This window comes from Rhizobium zaerense, assembly GCF_051810725.1.
Classification (GTDB): Bacteria; Pseudomonadota; Alphaproteobacteria; order Rhizobiales; family Rhizobiaceae; genus Rhizobium; species Rhizobium leguminosarum_I.
The window spans coordinates 3,666,578-3,689,573 of record NZ_CM132690.1 but is presented as its reverse complement, the minus strand read 5'-3'; the positions used below and the strand labels follow the sequence as shown (position 1 = coordinate 3,689,573).

At 61.4% G+C, this 22,996-nt stretch carries 20 protein-coding genes; 8 read left to right on the top strand and 12 right to left on the bottom strand.

What is annotated here, in order from left to right; translation table 11 throughout:
• The first annotated feature begins 15 nt into the window (after positions 1-15).
• The 6 genes from fabG to gmk all read left to right on the top strand — a co-directional run bounded on the left by fabG (position 16) and on the right by gmk (position 5,602).
• Positions 16-753, top strand: a complete 738-nt coding sequence (fabG, locus tag ACS4RR_RS18000; protein ID WP_017963715.1) for a 3-oxoacyl-[acyl-carrier-protein] reductase — start codon at positions 16-18, stop codon at positions 751-753.
• Between the two features lie 286 nt (positions 754-1,039).
• On the top strand, positions 1,040-1,276 hold the full coding sequence (locus ACS4RR_RS17995) for an acyl carrier protein (RefSeq protein ID WP_003547058.1): 237 nt from the start codon (positions 1,040-1,042) through the stop codon (positions 1,274-1,276).
• 93 nt (positions 1,277-1,369) lie between these two features.
• Positions 1,370-2,632 (top strand): beta-ketoacyl-ACP synthase II, encoded by a 1,263-nt coding sequence (gene fabF, locus ACS4RR_RS17990; RefSeq protein WP_222384698.1) that lies wholly within the window; start codon positions 1,370-1,372, stop codon positions 2,630-2,632.
• A gap of 180 nt (positions 2,633-2,812) precedes the next feature.
• The gene (gene mltG / locus ACS4RR_RS17985; protein ID WP_260110559.1) at positions 2,813-4,030 is read left to right on the top strand and encodes an endolytic transglycosylase MltG; all 1,218 of its coding nucleotides are present in this window, start codon (positions 2,813-2,815) and stop codon (positions 4,028-4,030) included.
• 18 nt (positions 4,031-4,048) lie between these two features.
• Positions 4,049-4,936: a YicC/YloC family endoribonuclease gene (locus tag ACS4RR_RS17980; protein ID WP_222384700.1), complete on the top strand. Its 888-nt coding sequence runs from the start codon at positions 4,049-4,051 to the stop codon at positions 4,934-4,936.
• Positions 4,937-4,939: 3 nt separating this feature from the next.
• On the top strand, positions 4,940-5,602 hold the full coding sequence (gene gmk, locus ACS4RR_RS17975; RefSeq protein WP_017963719.1) for a guanylate kinase: 663 nt from the start codon (positions 4,940-4,942) through the stop codon (positions 5,600-5,602).
• Between the two features lie 56 nt (positions 5,603-5,658).
• Here the strand turns inward: gmk and rsmA are convergent, their stop codons facing one another.
• From rsmA to ACS4RR_RS17940, 7 genes are all read right to left on the bottom strand, one after another.
• On the bottom strand, positions 5,659-6,486 hold the full coding sequence (gene rsmA, locus ACS4RR_RS17970; protein WP_222384701.1) for a 16S rRNA (adenine(1518)-N(6)/adenine(1519)-N(6))-dimethyltransferase RsmA: 828 nt from the start codon (positions 6,484-6,486) through the stop codon (positions 5,659-5,661).
• Positions 6,486-7,514 carry a 4-hydroxythreonine-4-phosphate dehydrogenase PdxA gene (pdxA, locus tag ACS4RR_RS17965; protein ID WP_170280063.1) on the bottom strand — a complete coding sequence of 343 codons (1,029 nt, stop codon included), beginning with the start codon at positions 7,512-7,514 and terminating at the stop codon, positions 6,486-6,488. Before pdxA ends, rsmA begins: the two co-directional genes overlap by 1 nt.
• A 6-nt stretch (positions 7,515-7,520) precedes the next feature.
• Positions 7,521-8,465, bottom strand: coding sequence for a SurA N-terminal domain-containing protein (locus ACS4RR_RS17960; RefSeq protein WP_017963722.1), 945 nt, complete (start codon positions 8,463-8,465; stop codon positions 7,521-7,523).
• A gap of 184 nt (positions 8,466-8,649) precedes the next feature.
• On the bottom strand, positions 8,650-10,977 hold the full coding sequence (locus ACS4RR_RS17955) for an LPS-assembly protein LptD (protein WP_222384702.1): 2,328 nt from the start codon (positions 10,975-10,977) through the stop codon (positions 8,650-8,652).
• Complete coding sequence (gene lptG, locus ACS4RR_RS17950; RefSeq protein ID WP_017963724.1) at positions 10,977-12,065, bottom strand: LPS export ABC transporter permease LptG; 1,089 nt, start codon at positions 12,063-12,065, stop codon at positions 10,977-10,979. Before lptG ends, ACS4RR_RS17955 begins: the two co-directional genes overlap by 1 nt.
• Entirely contained in the window at positions 12,062-13,243 is a 1,182-nt protein-coding gene (gene lptF, locus ACS4RR_RS17945; protein ID WP_017963725.1) for an LPS export ABC transporter permease LptF, read from the bottom strand. The genes lptG and lptF overlap by 4 nt, the downstream gene beginning before the upstream one ends.
• Positions 13,244-13,343: 100 nt before the next feature.
• Entirely contained in the window at positions 13,344-14,117 is a 774-nt protein-coding gene (locus ACS4RR_RS17940) for a phosphatase PAP2 family protein (protein WP_260110561.1), read from the bottom strand.
• A 144-nt stretch (positions 14,118-14,261) separates the two neighbouring features.
• Between ACS4RR_RS17940 and ACS4RR_RS17935 the strand changes: the two genes are divergently transcribed.
• Positions 14,262-15,752 carry a leucyl aminopeptidase gene (locus ACS4RR_RS17935; RefSeq protein ID WP_456189097.1) on the top strand — a complete coding sequence of 497 codons (1,491 nt, stop codon included), beginning with the start codon at positions 14,262-14,264 and terminating at the stop codon, positions 15,750-15,752.
• Positions 15,752-16,201, top strand: coding sequence for a DNA polymerase III subunit chi (locus ACS4RR_RS17930; RefSeq protein WP_017963728.1), 450 nt, complete (start codon positions 15,752-15,754; stop codon positions 16,199-16,201). The genes ACS4RR_RS17935 and ACS4RR_RS17930 overlap by 1 nt, the downstream gene beginning before the upstream one ends.
• A 122-nt stretch (positions 16,202-16,323) precedes the next feature.
• On the opposite strand, the gene ACS4RR_RS17925 is transcribed toward ACS4RR_RS17930, so the two are convergent.
• The 5 genes from ACS4RR_RS17925 to ACS4RR_RS17905 all read right to left on the bottom strand — a co-directional run bounded on the left by ACS4RR_RS17925 (position 16,324) and on the right by ACS4RR_RS17905 (position 22,976).
• Complete coding sequence (locus ACS4RR_RS17925) at positions 16,324-16,821, bottom strand: hypothetical protein (RefSeq protein ID WP_222384809.1); 498 nt, start codon at positions 16,819-16,821, stop codon at positions 16,324-16,326.
• Positions 16,822-16,893: 72 nt separating this feature from the next.
• Complete coding sequence (locus ACS4RR_RS17920; protein WP_170278208.1) at positions 16,894-17,820, bottom strand: Gfo/Idh/MocA family protein; 927 nt, start codon at positions 17,818-17,820, stop codon at positions 16,894-16,896.
• An 88-nt stretch (positions 17,821-17,908) separates the two neighbouring features.
• Positions 17,909-19,951 (bottom strand): prolyl oligopeptidase family serine peptidase, encoded by a 2,043-nt coding sequence (locus ACS4RR_RS17915; protein ID WP_260110563.1) that lies wholly within the window; start codon positions 19,949-19,951, stop codon positions 17,909-17,911.
• 167 nt (positions 19,952-20,118) lie between these two features.
• Positions 20,119-20,964, bottom strand: coding sequence for a polysaccharide deacetylase family protein (locus tag ACS4RR_RS17910; RefSeq protein WP_222293300.1), 846 nt, complete (start codon positions 20,962-20,964; stop codon positions 20,119-20,121).
• A gap of 128 nt (positions 20,965-21,092) precedes the next feature.
• A complete protein-coding gene (locus tag ACS4RR_RS17905) occupies positions 21,093-22,976 on the bottom strand; it encodes an ABC-F family ATP-binding cassette domain-containing protein (RefSeq protein WP_456189096.1) in 1,884 nt (627 codons plus the stop codon).
• Positions 22,977-22,996 lie beyond the last annotated feature (20 nt).

The following is a 22,996-nucleotide window of genomic DNA, read 5'->3' as shown; positions in this document are numbered from 1 at the left end:
ATAAGGAACGTTTCCATGCTCGATCTCTCCGGCCGCAAGGCTCTCGTCACAGGCGCATCGGGCGGTATTGGCGAGGAAATCGCCCGCCTTCTTCATAAGCAGGGCGCCATCGTCGGCCTGCACGGCACCCGTGTCGAGAAGCTGGAAGCCCTGGCGGCCGAGCTCGGCGAGCGTGTCAAGATCTTCCCGGCCAACCTCTCCGACCGCGATGAGGTCAAGGCGCTCGGCCAGAAGGCCGAGGCCGACCTTGAAGGCGTCGACATCCTCGTCAACAATGCCGGCATCACCCGCGACGGCCTGTTCGTGCGCATGAGCGACGAGGACTGGGACAGCGTCCTCGAAGTGAACCTGACGGCGACCTTCCGCCTGACGCGCGAATTGACGCATCCGATGATGCGCCGCCGCTATGGCCGCATCATCAACATCACCTCCATCGTCGGCGTCACCGGCAATCCGGGCCAGGCCAATTACTGCGCCTCCAAGGCCGGTATGATCGGCTTCACCAAGTCCCTGGCGCAGGAAATTGCCACCCGCAACGTGACGGTCAACTGCGTCGCGCCGGGCTTCATCGAGAGCGCCATGACCGGCAAGCTGAACGACAAGCAGAAGGAAGCGATCATGGGAGCGATCCCGATGAAGCGCATGGGCACGGGCGGCGAGGTCGCTTCGGCGGTTGCTTACCTCGCGTCCTCCGAGGCTGCCTATATGACCGGCCAGACACTGCACGTAAACGGCGGCATGGCGATGATCTGAAACGACAAACCGCTGGCATGGGAATATTTCCGCCAATAGCATGTTGAGCAATCACGAACCGTTGATTTTCTGGCTTTGCGGCAGACTTAAAGCATGTTAAGCGGGCCATGACTGTGAACAGTCGTCCCGAGAAAGCAGACGGACCGGCGGGCTTTTTGCAAGCCTGGAACATCTCTGAAGCCGGGTAAACGAGTTTGCCGAGGATGTCTGAAAACATCGCAGGCTGAAACAGGGTAGGGGTGCCGCAACGGCATTCCGATCAGGACATAAGGTCGAGGAAACCGACATGAGCGATATCGCAGAACGCGTAAAGAAAATTGTTATTGATCATCTTGGCGTCGATGCCGACAAGGTCGTCGAGAGCGCCAGCTTTATCGACGATCTGGGCGCCGACTCGCTCGACACGGTCGAACTTGTCATGGCTTTCGAAGAAGAATTCGGCGTTGAAATTCCTGACGACGCTGCCGACTCGATCCTGACGGTTGGCGATGCCGTGAAGTTCATTGAGAAGGCCCAGGCCTGATCCTGTGAAATTGAGAAAGGGCGGGCCTGGAGTCCGCCCTTTTCTTTTCGGCATATTTCTCCATAGAACATAAGAGACGGGGGAAAGCACGCGATGAGACGTGTCGTCATCACCGGTACCGGCATGGTATCACCCTTGGGATGCGGAACAGAGGTGACGTGGTCGCGGCTGCTTGCCGGCCAGAACGGCGCCCGCCTCGTCACCGAATTCGAGGTCGATGACCTTCCCGCCAAGATCGCCTGCCGTATCCCTGTCGGTGACGGCACTGACGGCACCTTCAATGTCGATCAGTGGATGGAGCCGAAGGAGCAACGCAAGGTCGATCCCTTCATCATCTACGGCATGGCCGCCGCCGACATGGCGCTCGCCGATGCCGGCTGGCATCCCGAAACCGATGAGGACCAGATCGCCACCGGTGTGCTGATCGGCTCCGGCATCGGCGGCATCGAAGGCATTGTCGAGGCGGGTTATACCCTGCGCGACAAAGGCCCGCGCCGCATATCACCCTTCTTCATTCCTGGCCGCCTGATCAACCTCGTCTCCGGCCAGGTCTCGATCCGCCACAAGCTGCGCGGACCCAATCATTCGGTCGTCACCGCCTGCTCGACGGGTGCGCATGCGATCGGCGATGCCGCGCGGATGATCGCGCTCGGCGACGCCGACGTCATGGTCGCCGGCGGCACGGAATCCCCGGTCAGCCGCATTTCGCTGGCAGGTTTTGCCGCCTGCAAGGCGCTGTCGACCCAGCACAATGACGACCCGAAAAAAGCGTCGCGTCCTTATGACCGCGACCGCGACGGCTTCGTCATGGGCGAGGGCGCCGGCATTGTCGTGATCGAAGAACTGGAGCACGCCAAGGCGCGGGGCGCCAGGATCTATGCCGAAGTCGTCGGCTACGGCCTGTCGGGCGATGCTTATCACATCACCGCACCCTCCGAAGACGGCGAGGGTGCTGGCCGCTGCATGGCGATGGCGCTGAAGCGCGCCGGGCTGACGCCGGCCGATATCGATTATATCAACGCCCATGGTACCTCGACCATGGCCGATACGATCGAACTCGGCGCCGTCGAGCGGCTGGTCGGCAATGCGGCGTCGAAGATCTCCATGTCCTCGACCAAGTCGGCGACAGGACATCTTCTCGGTGCTGCCGGCGCCATCGAGGCAATCTTCACCACGCTCGCCATCCGCGACAATATCGCGCCGCCGACGCTCAACCTTGACAATCCCGAACGTGAGACGGCGATCGATCTTGTTCCGCACAAGGCTCGTGAGCGAGACATCAATGTGGCGCTGTCCAACTCGTTCGGATTCGGCGGCACGAACGCGTCTCTCGTGCTGCGCCGTTACGCGCAATAAAAGCCCTGTGCGGTGTAGCGGGTCTCCCTTACATCGCAACCGGCCGTGCCCTACCTTGCGTAGGAGGGCGTGCGAAAGCATAACGACCGGCAACGGCGTCGTTGAACGGCGGCAGAACCTGCTTTTGCCGCATTGCTTCGCGAAATAGCGAAGTGAGGGTCAAGTTTTAGAGGATTGCCGGTGAGCGATACGACGAACCAGAGCAACGATACCCAGGCGCAGAAGGGACCGATCATCCCGAAGTCGCCGAGCGAAGCCCTACGTCCTGAGCGCGTTCCGGAGCCGCCGAAGCGGTCCAAGAAAGCCCGCGGCCAGATCGTTCTTTTCCTGAATTTCATCATGACGATGGCGGTTCTGGTCTGCGTCGTTGCGGTCATCGGCTTCTACTACGCCACATCGACCTATCGGAACCCCGGTCCGCTGCAGACCAACACCAATTTCATCGTCCGCAACGGCGCTGGGCTGGCCGAAATCGCCTCGAACCTCGAGCGCAACGCGATCATCAGCGATGCCCGCATCTTCCGCTATCTCACGGCAACGCATCTGTCTGCCGGTGAAAGCCTGAAGGCGGGTGAATACGAGATCAAGGCGAGGGCCTCCATGAGCGATATCATGGAGCTTCTGAAATCGGGCAAGTCCATTCTCTATTCCGTTTCCTTCCCCGAGGGTCTGACGGTCCGCCAGATGTTCGACCGCATGCTGCAGGATACCGTGCTGGAAGGCGACTTGCCGGCCGCATTGCCGACCGAGGGCAGCCTGCGTCCGGATACCTACAAATTCTCGCGCGGCACCAAACGCTCGGAAGTCATCGACCAGATGGCGGCTGCGCAGCAGAAACTCGTCGATCAGATCTGGGACAAGCGCGATTCCTCGCTGCCGCTGCGATCCAAGGAGGAATTCGTGACACTCGCCTCGATCGTCGAAAAGGAAACTGGCGTTCCCGACGAGCGTGCGCATGTCGCCTCCGTTTTTTTGAACCGGCTCGGCAAGGGCATGCGCCTGCAGTCTGATCCGACGATCATTTACGGCCTCTTCGGCGGCGAAGGCAAACCGGCCGACCGGCCGATCTACCAGTCGGATCTGAAGCGGGACACACCTTACAACACCTATGTCATCAAGGGTCTGCCGCCGACGCCGATCGCCAATCCCGGCAAGGATGCGCTGGAAGCCGTCGCCAATCCCTGGAAGACGCAGGACCTCTATTTCGTCGCCGACGGCTCCGGTGGCCATGTTTTCGCCGCCACGCTCGAGGAGCACAATGCCAACGTCAAGCGCTGGCGCAAGCTCGAAGCCGACAAGGGCTCGGATCCGAACATCGCAGTCGACGGCCAGCCGGAAGAGCAGCCGGCGGATAGTGGCGCGACCGTCGCGCCGCAGAAGAAAAAGAAGATCAACTGAGACTTTCGGGAGACTCGCATGGCTTTGCAGTCCATGACTGGTTTTGCGCGGCGCGAGGGAACGAGCGGCCGCTGGCGCTGGGCATGGGAACTGCGCTCGGTCAACGGCAAGGGCCTCGACCTGCGCCTGCGTCTGCCGCCCGGGCTTGAACGCATGGAGGCGGACGTCCGCCGCCTCGCCGGCGAAAGCTTCAGCCGCGGCAACCTGCAGGCATCGCTGTCTGTGACGGCCGACGAGAACCGCTTCGAGGCGGTGCTGAACAAGCAAGCGCTCGCGGCCGTGCTGGCCATGCGCGAGCAACTGGACGGCGTCATCGATCCGTCGCCGCTGAAGCTCGATACGCTGCTTCTGGTGCGCGGCATCGTCGAATTCCGCGAAAGTGAGGATGGCGAGGAGGCGCTTGCCGCCCGCGACGCAGATATTGCTGCCGGCCTGCTGGCCGCGCTTGCCGATCTGAGAGTAATGCGCGAACAGGAAGGGGCAGCGCTCGCCCGTATTCTTCATGACCATGTCACGATGATCGAAGGCCTGACACGGACGATCGAGCTTGATCCCTCGCGCTCGCCGCAGGAGATTGCTGCGCGGCTTGCCGCGCAGGTCGCCTTGTTGATGGACGGCATGGCCGCACTTGACCGCGACAGGCTGCATGCCGAAGCCGCACTGTTGGCAACCAAGGCGGATTTGCGCGAGGAAATCGATCGTCTGAAGGCTCATATCGCTGCAGCGCGCGATCTTCTGGTGAAAGGTGGCCCTGCCGGGCGCCGCCTGGACTTCCTTGCACAGGAATTTAACCGCGAATCGAATACCATTTGCTCGAAGTCGAATGCTTCGGCAGTTACCGCTGCGGGCATCGAGTTGAAAGTCGTGATCGACCAGTTCCGCGAGCAGGTCCAGAATTTGGAGTAAGACATGAAACCGGCGAAATCCTCGCCCGTGCAGATCGCCCGCCGCGGTCTGATGCTTGTGATATCGTCGCCGTCGGGCGCCGGCAAATCCACCATCGCGCGCACGCTTCTGGAGACAGACAGGCAAATCGGCCTTTCCGTCAGCGTCACCACGCGCCAGCGCCGCCCAAGCGAGGTCGAGGCTGTGCATTACCACTTCAAGAGTGTACGCGAGTTCGAGCGGCTGCGCGATAGCGACGCGTTGCTCGAATGGGCCGAGGTGCACGGCAATTTCTACGGCACGCCGCGTGAGCCAGTCGAGCAGGCCATGGCGGAAGGTCGCGATATGCTCTTCGATATCGACTGGCAGGGTGCCCAGCAATTGCAGGAGAAGATGTCGGCCGACGTCGTGTCGATCTTCGTGCTGCCGCCGACCATGACCGAGCTGCAGTCGCGGCTGCACCGCCGCGCAGAGGATTCCGAAGAGGTCATCCAGACGCGCCTCGCCAACAGCCGTGCCGAGATCGCCCACTGGCGCGAATACGACTACGTCATCATCAATGATGACCTCAACGCTGCCTTCGACGCTGTCCAGTCGATCGTCAAGGCCGAACGCCTGCGCCGCGATCGCCGCCATGGCATGTTCGACTTTGTCCGCGAACTCTTGGAAGAGACGCCGTCGCTTTAAAACGCGATACCGGAACGTGTGCGGTTTCGGATGACGTCATCCTGGATCTAACCGCTCTAAAGGCTGTTCGCCAACAGGCAGAATTCCTCGACGGAAAGGGTCTCAGCCCGTCGCGCCGGGTCAATCCCGGCCTTGACGAGCAGGCTCTCGCCGCCGAGCGGTTTCAGGCTTTGGCGCAGCATCTTGCGACGCTGGCCGAAAGCGGCCTGCGTCACTTTTTCCAGATTGGCGACAGCGCAGGGGATGGGGTTTTCGCGGGGGACCAGATGCACGACCGTCGACGTCACTTTCGGCGGCGGTGTGAAGGCTTGTGGCGGCACGTCGAACGCCATGCGTGCCTCCGTTCGCCAACCGCAGAGCACGCCGAGACGGCCGTAATTGTCGTCGTCTTCGTTGGCGACGATGCGTTCGCCGACCTCCTTCTGAAACATCAGCGTCAGCGACTGCCAGAACGGCGGCCAGGCTTTCGGCAGCAACCAGTTGACCAAGAGCTGCGTGCCGACATTGTAGGGGAGGTTGGCAATGATCTTGATCGGGCCTTCCGGCGCCAATGTCTCGAAATCCGTCTTCAACGCATCGCCTTCGATCACTTCCAACCTGCCGGGATAATGATCGGCGATCTCGGCCAGCGCCGGCAGGCAGCGTGTATCCCGCTCGATGGCAATAACCTTCCTGGCGCCGAGCGCCAGGATCGCGCGCGTCAGTCCGCCGGGGCCGGGGCCGACCTCGAAAACGGTCGCGTCATCGAGTGCCCCCGCTGTGCGGGCGATTTTCTGGGTGAGGTTGAGGTCGAGCAGGAAATTCTGCCCGAGCGCCTTGCGCGCATCAAGGCCGTGACGCTGGATGACGTCACGAAGCGGCGGCAGGCCATCGAGTGCTGCCATCAGCGGCGGCTTTCCGCACTGCGCCCGAGCTGGGCGGCGAGCTTCAGCGCCGCAACGAGGCTCTGTTCGCGCGCCAGTCCCTTGCCGGCGATGCCGAAAGCGGTGCCGTGATCCGGCGAGGTGCGTACGAAGGGAAGCCCAAGCGTCACGTTGACGCTGTCGTCGAAACCGAGTGCCTTGGCTGGGATCAATGCCTGATCATGATACATGCAGACGGCAACGTCGTATCGCGCCCGCGCCTCGTCATGAAACATCGTGTCGGCGGGCAGGGGACCGATCGCATCGACGCCCTCGTCGCGCAGGCGCTCGATCGCCGGACGGATGACGTCTTCGTCCTCCTTGCCGATCGCCCCGCCTTCACCTGCATGCGGGTTGAGACCGGCAACTGCAAGCCGCGGCGCCTCGATGCCGAAGCGATGCCTCAGGTCTTCATGAGCGATCCGGCAGGTTTCCATGATCAGTTCGCCCGTCAGCGCCTGCGGCACATCCCGGACCGGAATGTGGATGGTGACGGGAATGGCCCTGAGTTTCGGTCCGGACAGCATCATGACAGGTGTCACCGGCCGGCCGGTCGCCCTGGCGGCGAGATCGGCGAGAAATTCGGTATGGCCGGGAAACCGGAAACCCGCCTCGTAGAGTACGGCCTTGGCGATCGGGTTGGTAACGACCGCGAGCGCCTCGCCGTTGATGACAAGCGACACGGCTTTTTCGATCGCCGTGATCGTACCTTTCGCCGTTGCCGCATGCGGCTCGCCAGCCACGACCTCGATGCCGGCCGGTATAGTCATGACCGGCAGTGCGTCAGCAAACATACCGGCAGCCTCGCTGGCGCTATCGGTCTCGCGGATCGACACCGCCAGATTAAGCTCCCGGGCTCTCAGCGCCAAGACATCGGGATCGCCGATCAGGAAGAAAGGCGGCAGCCCGAGTTCACGCCGCCGGAGCCAGGCCATCAGAGTAATGTCCGGCCCGATGCCGGCGGGGTCGCCCTGGCTTAGCGCAAGCGGTCGAGAAAACGGTATCGCCATTGTCGGTCAGCGATAGGCGATCTGCGCCTTTTTGCGCAGTTCATCCAGGTATTTCTTGCTGTTTTCGTTTTCCGGGCTGGCGTCCTTGCCGCCCTTGGACTTATCGAGATCTTCCTGGCGGAAGACCATTTCGGCTGCCTGGTCGTCGGAGACCTGCCGCTGGCTGCAGATTGCCAGATATTCGACACCCTTGTCGGTAACGCGGGTCCCTGTCGTGTTGCCCTTGGTCTGCTCGACCAGCGGCTTCCAATCCGGCGGGATTTCGGGGGCGAGCATGCGGCCGAGATCGCGCACCGAAACGTCGCGCATCGTCGCAGCAAACACCTTTGCCTGATCGCAGCCCGGAAATTTGGAGCGCGACGCCTCGGCCTCGCCCTTGCGCTTGCCGGTGATGGCCCCGCGCTTGGCTTGCGGAATGACGAAGATGATCTGCTGCAGCATATATTCCGTCGTCACCGGCTTCTGCTTGTTGTTTTGCATCATGCGCGAGACGAGATCATAGTTCGACAGCCGCGAGGTCGAGCCGTAGCGGGCGTTGACGACACGCGGCCAGCTCATCTGCACGGCGATGAAACCCTTGAAATGGTCGACGCCGACGCCGGCGCGATCGAGGATCTGCGACATCTGCTCGGGGGAAAGCTTATTGCCGCTCGAAAAGCGCGCGAAAGACGCATCGACGTCCTGCTGCGACACCGACATATGGACGCGGGAGACTTCCTGCCGCTTGAGCGCCTCGTCGATCAATTGCTCCTCGGCGGTCTTGGCGTCGGCCTTCGTATGCTGCAGGCGCAGGAAGGCTTGGCGCTTGGCGACATCGCCGCTGGTGATGGCGGTGCCGTTGACCACGGCCTTGACTTCACTGACCGCGAGCGCTGGTCCGGCAAGGCCTGTCAGCAACGCAAGCGCTGCCCCGGCGAGGAACTTGGTTATGGCTTTTTTCGCGTCAATCATCTGTTGACCTCCCGATAGCGTCGCGAGCCGTTGTTCGCGGCGTTCTTACCACAGTACGAGACACGCAGAAATCGCTTCCCTCACGGCGCGAAACCCCTATGCCTCAGATACCGACTGGCGGCAATGTCCTGCACAGGCTTACGGCGAAAGAATGGCTTCAGGCCCTGTTTGCGCCGATCGCCCGTCATTCGAGGGTGTCGGAACCGATCTTGATGTCGCCGAGCGTGCGGAAGGTCAGCCGTGCGCCGATCGTCCAGTCGCTTCCCGACTCGTCTTCGGAATCTCTGCTGTCCGTATAGGCGATCGTGAAGATCGTGCATTCGTCGTCATAAGAGAGGCCGATCGTCCGCCGGCTGATCACATCATTGTTCAGATCCCAGGCAATGCCGCCGAAGATCGACCAGTAATCCTTGAATTTGACGCTGCTGTTGGTCTGGATCTCGTCATTGTCCTCGGCAAAGCCATATGCCGGCTGGGCGCTGAGATGGGTGTAGGTCAACTGCGTCGCGAAGGTGTCGTTCTGGTAGGCCGTCGTCAGATCGCCGCGGCGGAATTCGAAATCTTTTTCGTCGAGCCGGTAGGAGGCTGCGACGGAAACGCCGTACGGTGTCTCGACGCCGCCAAGGCCGACATAATCGGAGCGGTCGGTTTCAAGGCCTGAATCCGCACCGACATTGACGAGGTCATCGGTCGCAAACGAGTTCTGGCCGGCGATCTGATAGGATTGGCCGAAGATGCCATGCAGCTTGTAGCCGCTGTCGAATGAACCGGTGTACTGGATGCCGAGATTGGCGCGGGTCCCGCCTTCGACGCGGTCGTAGCCCGAGAACTTGTCGCGGTCGAACAGCGAGGTGGCGTCGAAGACGAAGCTCTGCGCATCCTCATTCGGCAGGCGGCCTGCCAACTGCTCGTCGGGGCGGGCATAGATCTGTGCGATCGGCTCGAGGATATGGGTGCTATTGTCAGTCGTCATCAGGATCGGATAACGCATCTCCAGCCCGGCGGTGAACATCGAGCGGGTGGCAGAATTGCCGTCGTCGTAGTTGCCGGCGTAACCTGTGGGGTCGTCCATGTTCAGCGCGAAGGCATCGCCGCGCGCGGCCAGCAGTGGCGTGATCACCAGGCCGGTCGGCGTGACATAAGTGCGCTTCCACTGCAGCTCGGCAGTCAGCCGCGAGGTTTGTCCCTTCAGGCCGCGGAAGCGGTCGAAGCCGTCGACGGTATAGAAGTCGTCATGGGTGCGCGAAATATTCGTCAGGTTGACATCAGCCGAAAGCTCGCCGCCTGCAAGCGGTTGCGGCGCCACGTAATGATAGTCAAGCGACGGATAGACGATCGCCTGCTGTTTTTCGGCTGTGTTCGTCCGGTCGGCATCCTGGACGTCGAAATAGAACGCCCGCATGTCGAAATAATTACGTTTCCCAAGTCCCGTCAAATAAATCTGATTGGTCCGATCCGTACTGGCCAGGCCCCGCAGCTTATACGTTTTCGAGAAATTGTTGTCGCTCTGCATCATGACATCCCAGCCGAACGTCCAGCGCGGATTGATGCGGAATTCGGCCTTCGATGCCACCATGCCACGCTGGCCGGCTTCGGCATCGCTGGTGCCGGAGCTGAAGTTGCCCGGCTTTGCCTGGTCGATGCCGGCGACGCGCAGAATATGCGTGCCATTTTCGAAGCGTTGGCGAAATTCGCCTTCGATGAGGAAGCCCTGGGCGGTGTAGCCCGTGGCGGTGACCGTCGCATCCATGCTCGGCGAGATCACATAGTAATAAGGAACGGAAAGACCGAAGCCGAGATTCTGCGACAGGCTCATCGTCGGAAACAGAAAGCCGGACTTGCGTTTCACCGTATTGTCGGGAACTTCGATGAACGGCAGGAAGGCGATCGGATGGCCGAGCAACTCGAAGCGCGCTCTCTCCAGACGGATCGTATGCGTCTCTCCATTCTGGATCACCCGCTGGGCCTTGACCTGCCAGAAAGGGGCGCGCTTCGGATCTTCGGCGCAGGGAAGGCAGGCCGTGTAGACGCCCTTGTTGAGAATCATCTTGGTGCCGCCGACGCGCTCGCCGGTTTCGGCGGCAATACGCGTATTGTCGGCGGTTTCGATCCGCAGCGAGTTTATGAACCCGTCGGCGAAATTGTCCGTCACGTCAAGGTTGTCGGCATAGATACGGTTGCCGTCGGGACTGACCAGCTCGATATTGCCGATCGCCATCATCCGGCCGGTCTTCTGATTGTACTCGACCTTCTGCGCGACCATCTTGTAGCCGGCATAATTGATCTGCACGCCACCGACCGCCGACACCAGATCGGCGTCACGGTTATAGACCAGTTCATTGGCCGAAAGCAGAAGCTTGGCCCCTTCGGGAATCTTCTTCTCTATATTTTGTTCGGGCGCGCTGGCCTGGCCGAAAGAGGCCGGGGCGCTGCCGAAATAGGAACATAAAGCCGCGCCGACAAGCAGGGCAACCAACTGTTTACTAAAATACTTGCGGTCGCCTGCCGCCACTAGCCGTCCTCCTGATGAAGCAGAATAGTCGCACCCAAGGCCAGCGCGACGACCACCGGTATCCACGTCGCCACGAAGGGGGGCACGACTCCACTGCTTCCGAATGCCTTTACAAGCACGGTGATGACATAAAGCATGAAGCCCGAAAGGATGCCACCCAGAATCACGGAGCGGGATTGGTTGAACCGGCTAAATTTTAGGGACACTGTTGCAGCAATAAAAGTCATGGCTACCAGCAGCAATGGCTGGGACAACAAGGAGTTGAATTGAGTCTCCAATGCCTTGGTCGAGATGCCGAAGGATTTGGCCGCCGCGATCCGATTGGAAAGGTCAAAGAAACCAATTGTTTCCGGCGCTGTCAGCCGCTCCTGGACGAAGTCTTGTTTCAGATTGGTGCGAAGTTGAACCGAAGCTTTGCGCACGGGGATTTCGCCAGGCTTGCGCTCGACAACATTGTTAAGTTGCCAGTAACCATCTTCCAATTTTGCCGTCGCGGCGTCCTGTCTCAGAATGACCTGACCACTTGAATCGAAATGGATCAGCACGGCGTCGATCAGCTTGGTTCCGTTCTCCTGGACCGTATGCGCGCCGATGATGACATCGTCGCGGCCGCTGATCTGGCGCAGCCACGGAATCTGCGGCGCCTTGCGCAAAACCGCGTTCTCGCCGCGCCAGTCGGATTCGACCAGCAGCGCCTGGCGCTGTCCCCAGGCGGCAAGCGGGTTCAACGCCGCCATCGTCAACAGGCCGAGCGCCAGCGAGCCGGCGATGAAGGGGAACATGAACTGCCAGACCGAAATGCCGGCTGCGCGCGTGACGACGAGTTCATATTTGCGGTTGAGCCCGATCAGCACCGTCATGCCGACGAAGAGAGCGATGAACGGCACTGTCTGCTGCAGGATGAGCGGCAGGCGCACCGCAGTCATCAGGACGCCGCCGCCGATCGTGTAGCCGGGAAGGCCGGACATGCGGCCCGCCGTCTCGCTGAAATCGAGGAGGAAGGAAATCGCCGAGACGCCGATCAGGAACCAGCCCGTCGTCACCAGGTAGCGGCGAAAGAAATAACGCGACAATGTCCCGAACATCATTGGGCAGCGCCCCCGCCGGTCCTGCCGGTCACGGCAAGCAGCCTTTCCTGCATCCCTCTCCAGAAGGACGAAATCCGGTCCCGAATGAACGAAGGCATGACCAGTCGCTTATGCAGGCCGAGGAAGGCGATCGAGACGACGCTGCTGACGATCGGAATGGCGTAGAGGACGGCGATATATTCAGGGTCGGTGTCGATCTGATTGGCCGCGTAGAAGGCCGCCCACCGCATCGCGAAGGCATAGGCAAGCGCGCTGACCATCGGATGCAGCCGCGCTTCGCGGTGTGAGCGCGCATCGCCGGCGATCGCCAGTGAAAACAGCGCAAAGACGACGGGCAGGATCCAGTCCGTCAGCCGGCGGTGCAGTTCGGCGCGGTAGCTCTGCGGCCGGATCGTATAGTCCTTGTCGGCCGGATCTGGATTGAACAGGAACCACAGGTCACGGTCGCTGGCGCGCAGCGTCGCCTGACCGCGATTCTCCGTCATGTCCGAAAGGTCGAAGGAATAGGAATCGAAGTTGATGACCGAGACGTTGCCATCGGGCGTTTTGCGGTGCACTTCGCCCTCATGCATGATCAGCGTCGTGCCGGTATCGTCGACGGCGCCTTCCTTTGCATAATAGATCAGTTCGTAGGCCGGATCGCGCTCGTCGGCGACGAAAAGGCCTTTCAGCATGCGGCCGGCCATCCGCTTCGAGATCTGCACGTAAAGGCCTTCATCAAGCTTGCGGAAGGTCTTTTCCTCGATCACCGAAGAGAGAAGGTCAGCATAGGTCTCGGCGATCATCTGCCGCACGACGGTCTTTGCGCGCGGCTCGACGACGTTGTCGACGAAGAAGGAAAGGGCACTGATGACGGCGGCAAGCAGCAGGATCGGTCGGATCAGCACGCTTCGCCGCGCCCCGGCCGCGTCGATGACGGTGAGCTCGGAATCGTTGTTCATCGTTGTCAGTGTCTGGGTGATCGCGATAACGAGGGCGAAGGGCAGCACGACGGGAATGATCGACGGCAGGATCATCGTTGCCAGCTTGGCGAACGAGCCGATCGACTGGCCGCTGTCGGTGACCAGATTGATGCGCTGCAAAACCTGTGTCGTCCAAATGATCGCCAGAACGGGCAGGAGCGCCACGAGAAACATCTGGCCGACGCGCCGCAATATGTATGTCTCGAGTAGTTTCATGCCTGCCCTTGAAAGCACCTACACGCCCAAACGGCTTTGCAGGAGAATCCCTCTACGCTCTTTGTCGCGCTTTTGCGACAAGCTGGTGTCAAAAATTCATTCAAATTTCAGAATTTTTTTGATGCTGTTGCGACTCAGTTAACGCCAGCAACGCGGCGAAGACGACAAGCGACGAAAGCCATCCAAGGACAACGTCGGAAATGTAGTGCGCGCCGAAGGATAGCCGCATCGCCGGGGTGAGGATCGAGATCGCCGCCACAGGCGCCGCCAGCGCATAACGCAGCCGTTTGGGAACGAAGAGCAGAAGGCAGATGAGCCAGCCGGCGCTTGCTGCCTCGCCCGAGATAAACGAACAGTTCGAAACGCATTTGCCGGCAAGCGAACCGGCCTCGACGAAATGCAGTGCACCGCCGAATATGTCCGTCTGTATCGGCCGCGGCCGGCCCCAATGTTCCTTCAGGATGACATTGACCAGCAGCACCGGCCCGATCAGCAGCGTTCCGAGCGCGACTTTGAGCTTTTGCGCCCGCTCGGCGTTGAAGGTCGCACCGTGCTGCTGATAGCATTCGACGAGTTTCCACAGCATCACGATTGCCACCACATAGGGCAGCCGGAAGAAGACGGTACGCAGCAGGTCGAAGGTCGCGACGTCGCGATAGGGAAAGCCGCCGCAGATGCTCCCAGTGGCGGCCGTCGCGTCGCAATCTGCACCCACGAAAAAAAGCTGGGAAAAATAGATGTCTATTCCGGGGAAGGCGCGGAACACCACAAGCAGCGCCCACCACGTCCAAAACAGCAGCATGAAGGCACCGAAAGTCGTTTTCGGCAGGCGGATTGCCACGTCCGGCCATCGATTTTTCGAAAAAACTGTCAACGCGAATATCTACGAAACTGACGAAAACATGAGGGCCATGATGGCCGCGGGCGACCATAACAATTGTCGCAAGCCATTGACAGACCCGCCAAACGCGAAATTATCCGCGAGGGGCGGATTTCAAAGAATCCCAGCGGAGAAGACATGTCAGTAAAGTTGGAAATTTCATTCTCGAAGTCGGCAAAGCTCAATGGCGGCCTGGCGATCCTGTTGAAGACTGCGGAGGCCGACGGCGCTGCCGGCGCCGAAGCGGTCGATCCGGCAGGCGTGATCGCCAAGGCTGCCAGGATCGCCCGGTTCTCCGCGAAATCCATGGCCGCGCTCGATATCGTTGCCCCCGAAGGCGCGCCCGTCGAGCGCATCGTGGTCGTCGGACTTGGCAAGGCCGCCGAACTCACTGCCCATGACTGGCTGAAGGCCGGTGGTGCTGTGGCATCGAGAATCAAGAACACCGACAAGGCTGCTGCCTTCATCGACGTGCCTGGGCTTGAGACGAACGCGCGGGCAGCCGCCGATTTCGCGCTCGGCATGCTGCTGCGCGCCTATAGCTTCGATACCTACAAGACGAAGAAGGGCGACGAGGAGGAGAAGCCGGCGAAATCCGTCAAGGTGACGATCGTCACCGCCGATCCGGCTGGTGCCAAGAAGGCGTTTTCCGATTCCGAAGCGATTGCCGGCGGCGTCAATCTTGCCCGCGACCTCGTCAACGAACCGCCGAACGTGCTCGGCCCCGTCGAGTTCGCCGCCAAGGCGAAGGAGCTGGAAAAGCTCGGCGTCGAAGTGGAAATCCTGACGGAGCGGGAGATGCGACGCCTTGGGATGGGCGCCCTTCTCGGCGTAGCCCAGGGCTCCGTGCGCCCGCCGCGCCTGGCGGTCATGCAGTGGAAGGGCGGCAAGGGCAAGGATCGTCCCGTGGCTTTCATCGGCAAGGGCGTCGTCTTCGATACAGGCGGCATTTCGATCAAGCCGGCCGCCGGCATGGAGGACATGAAGGGCGATATGGGCGGTGCGGCAGCCGTCACCGGCCTCATGCATGTGCTCGCCTCCCGCAAGGCCGCCGTTAACGCGGTCGGCATCATCGGCCTGGTCGAGAACATGCCCGACGGTAACGCCCAGCGTCCGGGCGACATCGTCACGTCAATGTCGGGCCAGACGATCGAGGTGATCAACACCGATGCCGAGGGCCGCCTCGTGCTTTGCGATGCGCTCTGGTATTGCAACGACCGCTTCAAGCCGCAGTTCATGATCAATCTCGCCACGCTGACCGGGGCAATCGTCGTCGCGCTCGGCAATGTCCATGCCGGCCTGTTCTCCAATGACGACCAGCTTTCCGCCCAACTGACGGCCGCCGGCCTTTCGAGCAATGAGAAGCTCTGGCGGATGCCGCTCGGCAGGGACTACGACAAGTTGATCGACAGCAAATTCGCCGATATGAAGAACACCGGCGGCCGACAGGCCGGCTCGATTACGGCCGCGCATTTCCTCAAGCGCTTCGCGCAGGAGACGCCGTGGGCGCATCTCGATATTGCCGGCACGGCGATGGGCTCGCCGCAGGACGAGATCAACCAGTCCTGGGGTTCCGGTTTCGGCGTGCGCCTGCTCGACGAACTCGTTCGCGCCCATTATGAATCCTGATGACGGACGTTCTCTTCTATCATCTGACCGAAACCAGGCTGGAGGACGCGCTTCCGCCGCTCATCGACAAAAGCGTCGAGCGCGGCTGGCGCGTTGTCGTCCAGACGCGCGAGCCGACGCGGCGCGATGCTCTCGACCAGCATCTCTGGACTTTCCGCGAGGAGAGTTTCCTGCCGCATGGTACCGACGAGGCCGATTTTGCCGAAAGCCAGCCGGTGCTTTTGACGGTGACGCCAGACAATGCCAATGCAGCGACCGTGCGTTTCATCGTCGACGGCGCCGAGCCGCCGCCGGCCGACGCCTATGAGCGCATCGTCTTCATGTTCGACGGTCACGATCAGGAGCAACTGGAAGCCGCCCGTGCGCAGTGGAAGAAGCTGAAAGGCGAGGGGCATAACCTTACCTATTGGCAGCAGACGTCAGAAGGGCGGTGGGAGAAGAAGGCCTGACCGTTTTGCCACGATACTACAGCATGGCGCGTCTTTTCAGACGCGCCAGGACGCCGTAACGCTTCGAATGCCGCTTGAAACCTTCCAGCTTCGTTCTCGCGCGCCGGCGGAAGCCGTTATCCCTACGACCCTTTGTCCTCGTCGAGGTTCGTCAGGATGTTGAGGGGGACGATCCCTCCCGCACCTTCCGACGGATTAAGCGCTTCCACTGCCAAAACCCGCTTTCCATTCGGACTGACAAAAGCGAAGGACCACGCCTTGTCGGCAAAGGTGCTGACCGGCATTTCCGCCCAGCCGGCTTGATGGACAAGGCGGTCGGCATAATAGGCCTTGATGGTCTGCGGGTCGGTGGTGCTGGCGAGATTGCGGGCCAGTATCCGCACGGACTTCTCTCCGAACCGCCCTTCCAGTTGGCCCAGCACTTTTCGGGTGGCCTGCCAATCCTGAGCCTGGGTCGCCGATCCGAAGGAATATTCCTCGGATCGGGAAACGCCCGGTGCATCAGGAGGCATGACGTCCAGTTCGCTCGAACATACTGCAAGGCCGAGAAGCGGCACCACAAGGATGCCAATCTTCAACACGCGGAAAAATCGGCCCTTGCGGCGGATTTTGTTGCTCATGAGCGGCTGCCCCCGAACATAATTGCCATAGGCCGGCAAATCTTGCCGGTTTCTATGACGTTATTGCGACGCTCAGTCGTGGAACGCGTCGACGAATTTCCGCTTGCCGAGCATGAAGGCATCGGCGACGTGGCGCAGCGGTGCGAGGTCGACATCCGATTTGCCGGCCTTGATGATTTCGGCGAATCGACGGTAGAGCGACGGATATTCCTGCTCCGGCTCGGCGAATGTCAGCGCGCCGTCGATCAGAAGCTTGGCGCCGCCCTCGGCGAGCACCATCTGGCCGGCTGCCGTCTCCGCGACGATATCCCAGCTTTGCTTGCCGGTCTGGCGCCAGTCGAATTCGGCGTGAACCGGCAGGCCGTCGGCATTGCGGAAGCGAATGTCGGCCGCGATCGGCGCATCGCGATTCTCAGGAAATTCGAGCACGGCCTCGGTGATGAAGATCGGCCGCGGCAGGATATGGGTGACGATCGACAGCGCGTTGATACCGGGATCGAAAACACCGAGGCCGCCAGCCTGCCAGATCCAATCCTGGTTCGGATGCCAGTGGCGGACATCCTCCTTCCAGATCACATGCGCGCTTTTGATCGTCGTCGAAGCAAGAAATGCCTTGGCGGCCTCGACGGCCGGCGCATATCGCGAATGCCAGCTGGCAAAGAGCGACGCACCCTGCTTGCTCGCCAGTGCTTCGAGATCGGCCACTTCGCTCAGCGTCGCGCCAGGCGGCTTTTCCAGGAAGACGTGCTTGCCGGCGACGAGCGCCTTATAGGCGGCCTCGTAGCGATATTGCGGCGGCATGCAGAGCGAAACGGCATCGATCGAGGGCTCGGCGTCGAGCATCGCCTCGATCGTCGTATAACTCTTGACGCCTTCGACCGTGCCGTGGCGGCTTGCCGTGGCGACGAGTTCGAAATCCGGGTTCTTGGCGATGGAGGGAAGGTGCTGGTCGCGGACGATCTTGCCGACGCCGACGATGGCGAGGTTGATTGGAGACATGGTGTTTCGCTCGAGCCTGTATGAAAAGTATGATTATTGACTTGTTTGTATCAGAAAGAGGAGCGCCGACAAGCTCTCCTGCTCCATTCTATCGCATGATGGTTTGGCGAAGGAAGCTGTAGCCCATTGCTGCGCGGGCGGCGCGCTCTTCGGAATTGCCGTCGCCGCCATGCCCGCCCGAACCGAATTCATGGAAGAGCGGCCGGTGTCCTTTCTCCTCCAGCAGCGCGGCAAAGCGGCGCGCATGCGAGGGATGCACGCGGTCGTCATTGGCCGAGCTTTCGACGTAGATCGGCGGATAGCTGACCTCGGTCGCCGGCTTGACATTGTGAAGCGGCGAATAGCCGAGCATGAAATCCCGGTCCACGGGCGTCTCCGGGTCGCCGTACTCGTCCATCCAGGCTTGCCCTGCGCTGAACAGGTGGAAGCGTGTCATGTCGAGAACCGGCACCTGGCACCAGACGGCACCGAAATCGTCGGGATAACGCGTCAGCATCACGCCGGTCAGCAGGCCGCCGTTGCTGCCGCCCTGGCAGGCAATCCGCGACGGTACGGTGTAGCCGCGGGCGACGAGATCGCGAGCGATGGCGACGAAATCGGCAAACGCCCGGTCTCGCCCCTGCCGCTTGGCGCTGCGATACCAGTCCGGCCCGAATTCGCCGCCGCCGCGGATATAGGCCTGCACATAGGCACCGCCTTGCTCCAGCCAGCGTCCTGTCACGCCTGAATAGCTCGGCGACAGCGAAACATCGAATCCGCCATAGCCGTACAACAGGACCGGCAGCGCGCCCTTGGTCCACTGCTTCGGCAGGACCAGCCGGTAGGCAACCCTCGTTCCATCCTCGGAAACAGCCTCCAGCAGTTCGGATGACATGTCGGTCGCATCGAAATAGCTTGGCGCCGCGGCGACGAAAATCAGTTCGGCCTGCTTGCTGCGATCCGACAGCTCGAGGCGATAACAGGCGGGAGGCTGCAGGAAGCCCTGGCCGACGATGTGGAGCGTATCGTCGCCAAGATGCAGATCCGCATGGAGCGGCCTGAAGTGAGCCGTCTGCATGTCCGCCGGTAGCGCGATCTCGCGCTGTTCGGCATCGGGCCTCGTCAGGTCGAGCACCATGAGACGCGGACGCAGCCGATCGGAGATGAGGAAGACGCACCATTCGCGCATCAGCATCATTTGCGAAATGGACTGGCCCTCGGCAGGCTGAAACAGGATCCGTTCCGGCCCGAGCAGGGCCGTCTCAGAGCCGGGATCGAAGCGTTGCAGCACGAGGCTGCCGGTCGCAACGCGCTCATCGGTCTTTGCCCGCCAAAGGCAATGATCGCGATTGAACTGGAAATCGGCCTCGGCGGGCAGATCGATGCGCCGCCGCGTCCCGTCGCTGGCGATCAGGAAAGCGCTGGCGACGCCGATCTCGTGGGCGGCGACGAAAATGTCGATCAATTCGTGACCCGCCGAAGCGCCTGACAGGGCAGGGTCGATGACGAGATTGAAGCCGTAGACGTCCTCATCTGCTGCTTCGAACATGACGGCGGCATCTTCCGGCCGCTGCCCGCGCTTCAATCGCCGCCCGACCCGCGGCCACCCGGAACGGGTCGCCGAAAACCGGTCGATGGAACCGAAATAGCAGATTTCGTCGCGGCTCAGCCAAGTGGCATGCGATCGTGCGGCCGGGGTGTCGAAGCCGCCCTCGACGATCTGTCTCCGCTCGGCATCGAATTCGAGCAGCCGGAGAAGGTCGGAGCCGCCGTCCGAAAGTGTGAGCAGCACCCGCGTGGGTTCCCACGGGCAGGTGACGGCACCGCGCCAGTTCCAGCGCTTGCCTTCCCTCACGCAGAAGGCGTCGAGATCGAAGGCCGGCTCCCAGGCGGCGTCCGGCAGCGGCTCCTGGTCCGCCGGCAGGCGGAGCCAGACGCCGAGAGGATTGTCCTTGCTCTGGCGGAAATCGAACAGCCACTCGCCTCGGCGCATCGGAACGGTCAGCCTGTCTTGCCGCTCGATCAGCGCCTTGATCGCGTCGCGATCGCCAGCGAATTCCGGAGTTTTCAACGCCGCGTCGGAAAGCGCGTTGTGTTCGTCGATGAACTGGCGGGTGCGCGGATCGTCGTCCGTTTCGAGATGAAGGTTCATGTCCGGCCTGCCAGCTTCCGTTGATGTCGGACAGATCTAGGCAGCCGACCCCGAATTGGCAACCCGCCTTACTGCGCCGCGCGTCTCTTCAGATGCGCGAAGGACGCCGTAACACTTTGAATCTTAGCATAGGCCCGAAGATCGATTTCGATTTTCGGGCTCATGCGCTAGCGGGTCGTCACGAAATCGGCCGAGGCGACGACGGTGTTCGGCACCTCGGTCTTCTTGAATTTCAGCGTCACCACCTTGTAACCTTCGGCTTCGAGTTTCGAGAGCAGGGTCGGTAGCATCGTCGCCGTGCGTTTGTGGATGTCATGCATCAGGATGATGCCGCGGCCGCGCTTGTGCAAGAGGTTCATCGTCCGCTGGGTTATGGAGACCGGCGTCGTGGTGAAGTAGTCCTTGCTGTCGATATCGACATCCATGACCACCATGTCGCGCATGGCGATCGCGGCGCGCAGCCTGTGGCTCTCGGCAAGATAAGGGAAGCGGAAGAAGGAGACGTCGGTTCCGGTCGCCTTGGTCACCGCCAATTCGCCCTTGATCACCTCGGCCATCGCCGCGTCGAAACTCAGCGAACTCAGGTTGGCGTGGTCATAGGTGTGGCTGCCGATCGTGTTGCCATCCTGGGCGACCTTGCGGGCGAGCGCCGGATGCATATCGGCCATCTCGCCGACCATCATGAAGGCACCCTTGACGCCGAACTGGTCGAGGATTGCCAGCACCTTGTCGGTCCGGCCAGGGATCGGGCCGTCGTCGAAGCTGAGGATCACTTCCTTGTCCTGCAGCTTGAGATCTGCGAGCGAGGAGACCTCCAGTATCCGTCCGGCCAGATGATGCGGGCCGGCAAGGCGCGGGGTCGCATCGTCGCCGGCATAGGCAAGTTTCCGCTCTTCGGGCGCGATCACCGACGAGGTCTTGATCGTGGTATCGGGAGCGGCTTGTCTGGCGGTGCTGCAGGCGGAGAGGGCGGCCGTGAGGGCCATGCAGGACAGAACGAAAAAACGATACATGGAAAGGGCTCAACAAATCGGTAATGAATGTTGAGACAACCTTTCGGATTATGGTTAACGATCGGTTGAGATCGGCAAAAATTGTGTTGTAGCGCGGCACTTCGCCACGCTTTCCTTAAGACTTGTGACTATCCCGCCATCGCTTCTTCGTATTCGGCAGACAGCATCAGCCAGTCTTCCTCGGCAGCCGCCAGTTTTGCCGCAGCTTCGCCGCGCTGCTTTGCCTTCTCGGCCGCTTTAGTGGGCGTCTTCTCGTAAAGGGCCGGGTCCGCAAGTTCCGCGTCAAGCGCCTGAATCTGTTTCTCCAGCTTCGCCGTCAAGGATCTGATTTCATTGATCTTTTTCCTGAGCGGCGTCAGCGAGGCGCGACGTTCGGCATTGAGCTTGCGCTGGTCGGCCTTCGACGTCGCGTCTTCAGCTAGCTGCGGCCTTTCTTCTTTTTTTTTACCGGAAGTGACGATGAGGTCGCGGTACTCGTCCATATCGCCTTCGAAGGTCGTCACCGTACCGCCATTGACCAGCCACAGCCGATCGACCGTCGCCTCGATCAGATGGCGATCGTGCGAGATCAGGATGACGGCGCCTTCGTAGTCGTTCAGCGCCTCGATCAGCGCGCGGCGGCTGTCGATGTCGAGGTGGTTGGTCGGCTCGTCGAGGATCAGCAGGTTGGGCGCGTTGAAGGCGGCAAGCCCCATCAGCAAGCGGGCTTTTTCGCCGCCGGAAAGATCCTTGGCGGCCGTCGCCATCTTCTCGGTCGCAAGCCCCATCTGGGCGACGCGGGCGCGCACCTTGGCTTCCGGCGCGCCGGGCATCAGGCGGCGCACATGCTCCACCGACGATTGCTCGGGGATGAGGTCGTCGAGCTGGTGCTGCGCGAAGAAGCCGATCTTCAGGCTCGGCGCGATCTTCACTTCGCCGCTCTCCGGCGCCAGCCGGCCGGAGATGAATTTGGCGAAGGTCGATTTGCCGTTGCCGTTCGAGCCGAGCAGGGCGATGCGGTCGTCATTGTCGATGCGCAGATTGAGGTTCTTCAGGATCGGATTGCCGGGCTCGTAGCCGACGGCGCCGCTCTGGATCGCGACGATCGGCGAAGCCGGCTGCTTTTCCGGCTCGGGAAACGTGATCGGCTGCACATGGTCCTCGATGACAGCGGCGACCGTTCCCATGCGCTCCAGCGCCTTGACGCGCGATTGCGCCTGCCGGGCCTTCGAAGCCTTGGCCTTGAAGCGATCGATGAAGCCCTGCAGATGTTTGCGCGCCGCGTCGTTCTTGGCTTTGGCTTTCGTCTGCAGCTCGTCGGCTTCCGCCTTCTGCCGCTCGAACTGATCGTAACCGCCGCGATAGAAGGTGAGCTTCTTCTGGTCGAGATGGACGATCGCATTGACCGCGTTGTTCAACAGGTCGCGATCGTGGCTGATGATGATGACGGTATGCGGGTAGCGCCTGACATAGTCTTCCAGCCACAGCGTGCCTTCGAGGTCGAGATAGTTGGTCGGCTCGTCGAGCAGAAGTAGATCCGGCTCGGAAAACAGCACGGCGGCAAGGGCGACGCGCATGCGCCAGCCGCCGGAGAAGGAGGAGGCGGGGCGAGCCTGCGCCTCTTTGTCGAAGCCGAGGCCGGCAAGAATGCTCGCCGCACGCGCTTCGGCCGAATGCGCGTCGATATCGACGAGGCGCATCTGGATTTCGGCGATGCGGTGCGGATCGGTTGCCGTTTCCGCCTCGGCAACGAGGGCGGTACGTTCCTTGTCCGCGGCAAGCACGATCTCGATCAGCGCGTCTTCGGTCGCCGGCGCTTCCTGCGCCACCTGGCCGATGCGTGCGGCCTTCGGGATCGACACCGTTCCGCTCTCCGAGCCGAGATCGCCGGTGATGACGCGAAAAAGCGTGGACTTGCCGGCGCCGTTGCGCCCGACGAGCCCAGCCTTCGTGCCTGAAGGCAGCGAAACGCTGGCATTGTCGAGAAGCAGGCGCCCGGCAATGCGGGCGGAAATATCGGTGAGCGTGATCATGGCCGGCGTTTTGGCTGAAA

What these genes read in the sequence shown, in the direction of transcription:
- fabG (WP_017963715.1), top strand. Translation starts at nt 16, where the DNA reads ATGCTCGATCTCTCCGGCCGCAAGGCTCTCGTCACAGGCGCATCGGGC.
- lptG (WP_017963724.1), bottom strand. Translation starts at nt 12,065, where the DNA reads ATGATGTTCGGGACATTGTCGCGTTATTTCTTTCGCCGCTACCTGGTG.
- ACS4RR_RS17960 (WP_017963722.1), bottom strand. Translation starts at nt 8,465, where the DNA reads ATGATTGACGCGAAAAAAGCCATAACCAAGTTCCTCGCCGGGGCAGCG.
- gmk (WP_017963719.1), top strand. Translation starts at nt 4,940, where the DNA reads ATGAAACCGGCGAAATCCTCGCCCGTGCAGATCGCCCGCCGCGGTCTG.
- ACS4RR_RS17935 (WP_456189097.1), top strand. Translation starts at nt 14,262, where the DNA reads ATGTCAGTAAAGTTGGAAATTTCATTCTCGAAGTCGGCAAAGCTCAAT.
- ACS4RR_RS17925 (WP_222384809.1), bottom strand. Translation starts at nt 16,821, where the DNA reads ATGAGCAACAAAATCCGCCGCAAGGGCCGATTTTTCCGCGTGTTGAAG.
- fabF (WP_222384698.1), top strand. Translation starts at nt 1,370, where the DNA reads ATGAGACGTGTCGTCATCACCGGTACCGGCATGGTATCACCCTTGGGA.
- ACS4RR_RS17905 (WP_456189096.1), bottom strand. Translation starts at nt 22,976, where the DNA reads ATGATCACGCTCACCGATATTTCCGCCCGCATTGCCGGGCGCCTGCTT.
- ACS4RR_RS17930 (WP_017963728.1), top strand. Translation starts at nt 15,752, where the DNA reads ATGACGGACGTTCTCTTCTATCATCTGACCGAAACCAGGCTGGAGGAC.
- pdxA (WP_170280063.1), bottom strand. Translation starts at nt 7,514, where the DNA reads ATGGCGATACCGTTTTCTCGACCGCTTGCGCTAAGCCAGGGCGACCCC.
- ACS4RR_RS17995 (WP_003547058.1), top strand. Translation starts at nt 1,040, where the DNA reads ATGAGCGATATCGCAGAACGCGTAAAGAAAATTGTTATTGATCATCTT.
- ACS4RR_RS17915 (WP_260110563.1), bottom strand. Translation starts at nt 19,951, where the DNA reads ATGAACCTTCATCTCGAAACGGACGACGATCCGCGCACCCGCCAGTTC.
- ACS4RR_RS17920 (WP_170278208.1), bottom strand. Translation starts at nt 17,820, where the DNA reads ATGTCTCCAATCAACCTCGCCATCGTCGGCGTCGGCAAGATCGTCCGC.
- lptF (WP_017963725.1), bottom strand. Translation starts at nt 13,243, where the DNA reads ATGAAACTACTCGAGACATACATATTGCGGCGCGTCGGCCAGATGTTT.
- ACS4RR_RS17980 (WP_222384700.1), top strand. Translation starts at nt 4,049, where the DNA reads ATGGCTTTGCAGTCCATGACTGGTTTTGCGCGGCGCGAGGGAACGAGC.
- ACS4RR_RS17910 (WP_222293300.1), bottom strand. Translation starts at nt 20,964, where the DNA reads ATGTATCGTTTTTTCGTTCTGTCCTGCATGGCCCTCACGGCCGCCCTC.
- rsmA (WP_222384701.1), bottom strand. Translation starts at nt 6,486, where the DNA reads ATGGCAGCACTCGATGGCCTGCCGCCGCTTCGTGACGTCATCCAGCGT.